Raw genomic sequence first — 6,284 nt, forward strand, 5'->3', positions numbered from 1 at the left:
GTCGATGACCGTGCCGTCAGGGTCGGTGACCGTGCCGGTGACGATCCCGGTGGTGGCTGCCTGCCCGTCCCGGGCGGTGACCGCGACGCGGACGCCGGGCGGGTAAGGGGCCTCGGGTGGGATGAGGGCGTCGGACAGTTCCTCGCCGTGGGTGTCGAGGAAGTCCCGCTGCCGGGGAGAGAGGCGGTCGTGCCGGGCGTGGACGGTGCGGTCGACGATCGCTCGCAGCGTGTCGTCGCCACGGGGGTCGTCGGTGATCGGCACGGTGATGTCGTCCGCGGCGATGACCACGGTCTGGTCGTGCCAGATGCGGTAGCCGAGCTGGTAGCGGGGCGTGTCCCCGATGGTGACCGGGGCGGTGGGGAGGACATCGATCTGGACGGTGCCGTCGGTCCAGGTCCGCGCCGGGGTGCTGGCGTGCATCAGCCGCCCGTAGGTGCCGGCGCGGTCCCCGTACAGGTCGACCCGGCTCGTCCGCGATGGGCGGAACGACAGCGGGACGACCAGGGTGTCGCTGCCGGTCACCTGGGTCGGGTCGGGGTGGGGCTGGTAGGCGAGGGCTAGGTCCCGGAGAACCTCGGGGACGTCCGTGGGCAGCGGGAACCCGAGTCGTTCCGCGAGATGCCAGCCGTTGACGGCCTGGACGCGCAGCAACGGGCCGGGATGTGGGGCGGCGTTGGCGGTGACGGTGAACCAGTTACCGGTGCGGGGGAAGGCGTTCGCGGTGTAGATCCCGGTGGTCGGATGGTGAGAGATGGCCCACCAGCAGCCTGTGGTGATGAATTTCACCGGGGATTCGTCGGCCAGATACATCGGTATCCTCGGGACTTTTCGGTTATGGCAACGGCGGACGAAAAGAAAGCGGCGGCCGGGGATGCCGGGGGTTTACGGCCGCGGAAAAGGCGTGTCGAAACTCGGGCCGGTGCCGTCCGCGTAAGGGTGGGATGGTGCGTCGGCGCTGTCCCGATCGGCCGGTATAGAGCCGTGGACCGTGGTGGTGACGGGTGTTGCCGTGCCGGGAGCGGTGGCGGGTCCAGCAGGGGGACGGATCACTGGCGTGCCTGCCTCCGGATGCGGACGCGCCGGGAGGTGGATCGGGCGGGTGGACATCGTGCCGTCCGGATCCGGGTGGACGGCGACGCAGCGCGCGCCGAGGGCGAGAACCTCCCCGGGCTGGACGGGCGCGTGGCCGTCGGCCAGCCGGGCGTGCAGCATGTCCTCCAGCGAGCGCCAGGCGGTGCCGGCGGCCGGGACCAGGTCCTGGCCGTCCAGCGCGAGCGGTGCGCGCGGCGCGTCGGGGAAGCGGACCAGGTAGGTGTAGCCGTCGGCGGTAGGTGTTGCGCGGATGGTCTGTCCGGTGCGGGTACGGCCGTCGTCGGTGAGGTAGGTGACGGTCGTCTGGTAGGGCAGGGGCAGTCCTGCCGGGTGGCCGTCGGGGTGGCCGTCCAGTCCGGGGTCGGGGGGCAGCAGGGTGGCGGTGACCGCGCCGGCCGGGCTGACGATCCGGTTGCGGTGGCAGGTGTCGGCCTGCCAGGGGTGCCCGGGCAGGCGTGCACGGTCCGGACGCCAGCCGTAGGAGCGGACCGCGCCGGCCCGGGTCCGGTCGGGGATCCGGTCGAGGACCGTACCGGTCGCCTGTGTGCCGTCGGGCAGGCGCACCACGACCCGGCTGCCCGCCTCGTACGGGGCGGGCACGGTGACGGTGAGGCTGCGGAGCTCGTCGGCATGCCGGGTGAGGAACGCCTGCTGGCGGGGGGTAAGCGTCGTGTCTGGTGGCGGGTCGAGGAGCATCCCGAGCAACTTGCGCAACGTGTTGTCGCCGGGAACGTCGAGACCGGCGGGGACCTCGATGTCATCCCCGGCGAAGACCACCCGGTGGTTGTGGCGCAGCCGGTAGACCAGCATCCGCCGGCCCGGGAAGAGCCCTCTGCCGACGGCAGCGGACCGTAGCGCGACGATGTCGACGCGGAAGCGGTCGGCGGGGTTGTCCAGACCGTCCAGCGTCCAGGCGTGCGCCACCCGGGAGGCGGCCAGAGCGCGCCGGTAGGTCGTGGCGCGCCGGCCCGGCACGTGCACCAGGCCGGACGGGGACGGCATCCGCTCGCCCGCCGGATCTGGATCCGGGCCTGGATCCGCTGCCGCGTCGTGGGCCGGTGCGCTGCCGGGGGTCGGCGCGGTGAGAACGGCGCGGCTGGCCCGGACCGCGCTGTGCGCCGTATCCGGCAGGACCCAGCCGAGTCGGGACTCCAGTTCCCAACTGGACGCGGCGGTGACAACCGGCGCGTCCAGCACGTCCGGGGTGTCCGGTGTGTCGAACAGGGTGTCCGCGACGGCCGGCCCGGGCGTGTGGATCGCCACGCACATCCCGGTGCGCAGGTCGGCGCCGACCCGCCAGGCGCCCTCGACGGTGGTGAGAACCACCGGCCCGCCGTACGGACGCGCGGGCGTCCACCCGCTCGTGTCGGCAGGTGGCGCCGTCCAGGGATCCGCCGGCTGAGCTGCGGCGATGACCGGTGCGATGTCCGGGTCGATGACCGCCGCGATGCCATCCAGACTGGGCGTCCCAGGCGTCCCAGGCGTCCCAGGCGTCCCAGGCGTCCCAGGCGTCCCAGGCGTCGCCACGGAGTTGTCCGGGCCGTGCCGGTCGGGATCGGGCCGGTTCATGACCCGGCCCGCCGGAACCAGCCGGCCGCCCGGGCCAGCGGACGCCGCAGCCGCGTCCGCGCCAGGGAGCGCGGGCGGTCGGTGTCCGGGGGTTCGCCGGTGGCGAGGGCGCGCAGTTGCGGGTCGCGGAACCAGTAGCGGCCGTGCAGGTGTGCGGGGGGCAGGGTGTGGTGGATGAGCAGGGCCTGGCCGGGGGCGACCTGGCGCAGTAGCGCGGATGGCAGGAGTTCCAGCCGGGTCGGCGCGGCGGAGATCCCGCGGCGGGCGGCCCCGACCGGCGCGAGGTCGGCGGAGACGGAGCGGGCCGGGATGTGTTCGCTGCCGAGCAGGCTGGCGGCGTAGTCGAGGCTGGCGGTGTCCGACAGCCCGGAGAAGAAGATTTTGGTGACGGCGTTGGACAGGACGATGTCGGCGCGGGTGCCGTAGGCGGCGTCGATCTGGGCCTTGCTCTGGTAGACGAGCAGCAGTTGGATGCCCATGCCGGCGCAGGTGGAGATCCGTCCGGGCAGGTTGCGCATCGGCCAGTTCCCGGCCTCGTCGATGACGACGAGCAGCGGCGGGTCCAGGGGCTGTCCGGTGCGGGCGACCTGGGCGTAGACGTCGCGGATCAGGTCGTCGACGAGGCCGCCGAGGACGGGGGCGAGCCGGTCGGCCTCGTCCAGGTCCGCGCAGAGGAACAGACTGTTACCGCCGCCGGCCTGGCCGTGTTCGCGGGGCTGGCCGCCGAGGAGCCAGGGGAGGTCGATGGTCGGGTGGGCGGCGGAGCGGGCCACCGCCGGTTCCTGCCAGGGGCGGATCATCTGCCGGGCCACCAGGTACACCGAGGAGATCTGCCGCTGGTCGGTTTTCCACACCGCGGTGAACCCGTCCAGCATCTGCTGGCCCTCGGCGGCGATGTCCGGGTCGGTGTGGCCGGCGAACGCCGACAGGAAGCGCAGGACGGTGTCCTTGTCCATGCCCAGGATCCAGCCGACGACGCTGTCCATGCCCAGGCCGGTGTGGGCGGCGGTCCAGAACAGCACGGTGAGGAGGTCCTCGGCCGCGGCGACCCAGAAGCTCATGTCCCCGGACGCGCCGGTGTTCCAGTCGGTGCTGTTCGCGATCGACCGGGCGGCCTGCTGGGCCCCGGCGAGACGGCGCGCGTCGCGCAGCGGCGACCAGGCCGACGAGTTCTCCCCGGTGATCCCGGTGGGGTCGAACACCCGCACCTCGCCGAGACGGCGGCGCCGGTCCAGGGTGGCGCCCATCAGGTCGGCCTTCACCGATAGGGCGATCAGCGGCCCGTCCCATTCCAGGATGGCCGGGATCGCGCACGCCGACGTCTTCCCGCACTGGGACGGGCCGACTACGACCACCGCGCCCCGGCCACCGCGGCGACGTTCCACCCGCCGGCGCAGCAGCCGGGGCACCGACCGGTCCAGGGGCCCGGCCGGTGCCTCCGTGGCCAGCAGCCGGCGGACGCCTCCGGTCCGTACCGTCCCGAGGATCATCCGGCCGGGGGTGGGAGCGGACACCCACAGCGGCATCAGCTCCCAGACGCGGGCGAACCGGGCCTCGGGGTTCAGGCCCATCCGCCGCCGGCAGGCCACCCCGGCCCCACCCCACCCGGCCGCCGTCACCACGACCGCGATGGTGAGGAGCACGACGGCCAGCGGGACGAGAGCGGCCGTCCAGTAGCCGGCCGGGCCGGGCAGGCCCGCGGCGACCGGCTGCGGCCAGGCCTGTCGGGGATCGGCCGGATGGACGGCCAGGCCGGGCAGGGCCGCGAGGGTGTCCCGTAGCCCCGCCGGCACGGGCCGGTGGCCGCCGAAGAGCACCGCGGCCAGCTGCGCGCCGACCCACACCGCCATGGTCGTCCCGGTCAGGCCCAGGATGGTGGCGAGCAGCACGATGTCCGCGCCGGCCAGCAGCAGGCCACCCCCGCTGCCGGTCATGACCGGCCCCCGGCCTGGTCGGCGGCCACCACGGCGGCGAGCGCGCGGACCGCCCGGTCCCGGCGGGCCCGCACCCCCCGGACAGTGATCCCCGCCCGGGCGGCGATCTCGGTCTGGGAGAAACCGGCCGCGAGCTCCGCGACGGTCTGCAGGGCCGGGACGGGAACTCCGTGTGCCAGCCCGTCGGTGACGACGTCGAACAGGTCGGCGAGGGGATCGGATGCGTCGGCGGGCCGGCCGTCGAGCCGGGCGGGGCGTTCCACCGGCTGCGGGCAGGTGACCGTCAGCCGGTCGAGAACCGGGACGTAGCCGTGTAGCTGGTAGACGGTGTCGCGGACCACGTTCGCCGCGATTTTCACCGGCCGTCGGTCCACCGGATAGGTCGCGATGACCAGCCAGGCGCTGGCCACCAGCTCGGTGAGCGCGGCCGAGAACGGCATCGGCGACCGGGTGGCCCAGCGGGCCGCCTGGACGGTCAACGCGGGCATCACCCGTTCCAGCACCACCCGCCCGGCGGCCGGGTCACCGTCGCACGCATGGCGGATCAGCCGGTGCAGGCGGGTGTCCGCGGTCGTGGTGGGTACCTGCCGGTCCCGGCCGCAGGCCGCCAGCAGCACGGCAATCGAACCGGTGTGCGGGGCAAGAAGCGGGTCAGCCGCCCAACGGCGCAGGGCGTCGCGGGCCTGCGCGCCGTGCTGCCAGCGGTCCCAGTCGGCCTGCCAGGCCCGCAACACCGCCGTCCGCGGGACGAATCCCGCCGGCTCGGCGATCGAGATGTGGGTGTACGTCATGGCAGGCAACGGTCCGCACCGGTATCACCACCGGAGCCATCACAACACGCACCGCCACACACATCGCGGCAAACCCGCGCATCGCCAGAATCCTCCGCGCCGTCATCGCCATAGCAGCGGCGCGGAAAAGGAGCCGGCAGGTGTCATCGCCGACGTATCGGGGGCCATCGTCCCGCTCATCGCCGCAGCTCAGTGTGTGCTGGCAGGTGCCGGTCACAGCGGACCCGGTGTCCCGGGTCGCTCGTGCCTGAAACGTGCCGGCATGCGTGCGTAAACCGGCCGGCGCTGGTTCCGCTCTGCCTTTCCGTCTTCACACAGCGGGGACGCGAGGAGCCTGCGTCCGCGAATCGAGGAATGTGTGATGCCGAGAATCGACCGGGACGCCGTCCTGGCTGCCACCGACCTGCCCGCGCTGGCCACCGAGATCTGCGGTGAGCCGCGCGGCCGGGGCGCCGGCGCGCGCTGGCACTGCCCCAACCCCGCCCATCCCGACAACAACCCCAGCATGGGCATCTACCCCGGTGCCCGCGGCCATCAACGGTGGAAGTGCCACGCCTGCGGCGAAGGCGGCACCGCCATCGACCTCCTCATGATTTCCAGCGGGATGGACGTCCGCGCCGCCCTCACCGAACTTGCCCGCCGCACCGGCCTGGACCCGCCCACCTCCGCCGACCCCGTCCGGATGCCTCGCCGGCCCGGCGCGCACGGCCCGCTCGTGCCACGCCCCGCGTCGCCGACGACGACCCCCGCGTCGCCGACGACGACCCCCGTGCCGCCGACGACGACCCCCGTGCCGCCACCGGAACCGGACCCGGCCATCGCGGAGTTCGTGTCCGCGGCGGCCCGGCTGCTGTGGGAACCGATCGGTGCCGGTGCCCGCCGCTACCTGCACGGC

At 73.8% G+C, this 6,284-nt stretch carries 4 protein-coding genes and 1 pseudogene; 1 reads left to right on the plus strand and 4 read right to left on the minus strand.

Translation table 11 applies throughout. From position 1 onward, the window contains the following. From AC5LSR_RS22665 to AC5LSR_RS22680, 4 genes and pseudogenes are all read right to left on the minus strand, one after another. Positions 1 to 813, minus strand: a pseudogene (locus AC5LSR_RS22665) (hypothetical protein); the annotation flags it as partial. Positions 814 to 885: 72 nt separating this feature from the next. Beyond that, a complete protein-coding gene (locus AC5LSR_RS22670; RefSeq protein ID WP_493468975.1) occupies positions 886 to 2,421 on the minus strand; it encodes a hypothetical protein in 1,536 nt (511 codons plus the stop codon). 239 nt (positions 2,422 to 2,660) lie between these two features. Beyond that, complete coding sequence (locus tag AC5LSR_RS22675; RefSeq protein ID WP_493468976.1) at positions 2,661 to 4,598, minus strand: type IV secretory system conjugative DNA transfer family protein; 1,938 nt, start codon at positions 4,596 to 4,598, stop codon at positions 2,661 to 2,663. Beyond that, positions 4,595 to 5,389 carry a hypothetical protein gene (locus AC5LSR_RS22680; RefSeq protein ID WP_493468978.1) on the minus strand — a complete coding sequence of 265 codons (795 nt, stop codon included), beginning with the start codon at positions 5,387 to 5,389 and terminating at the stop codon, positions 4,595 to 4,597. Before AC5LSR_RS22680 ends, AC5LSR_RS22675 begins: the two co-directional genes overlap by 4 nt. Before the next feature lie 361 nt (positions 5,390 to 5,750). Between AC5LSR_RS22680 and AC5LSR_RS22685 the strand changes: the two genes are divergently transcribed. Then, a partial coding sequence (locus AC5LSR_RS22685) for a CHC2 zinc finger domain-containing protein (RefSeq protein WP_493468977.1) occupies positions 5,751 to 6,284 on the plus strand: 534 nt, incomplete at its 3' end.

It is taken from the genome of Protofrankia sp. CiP1_Cm_nod4 (assembly GCF_982290645.1).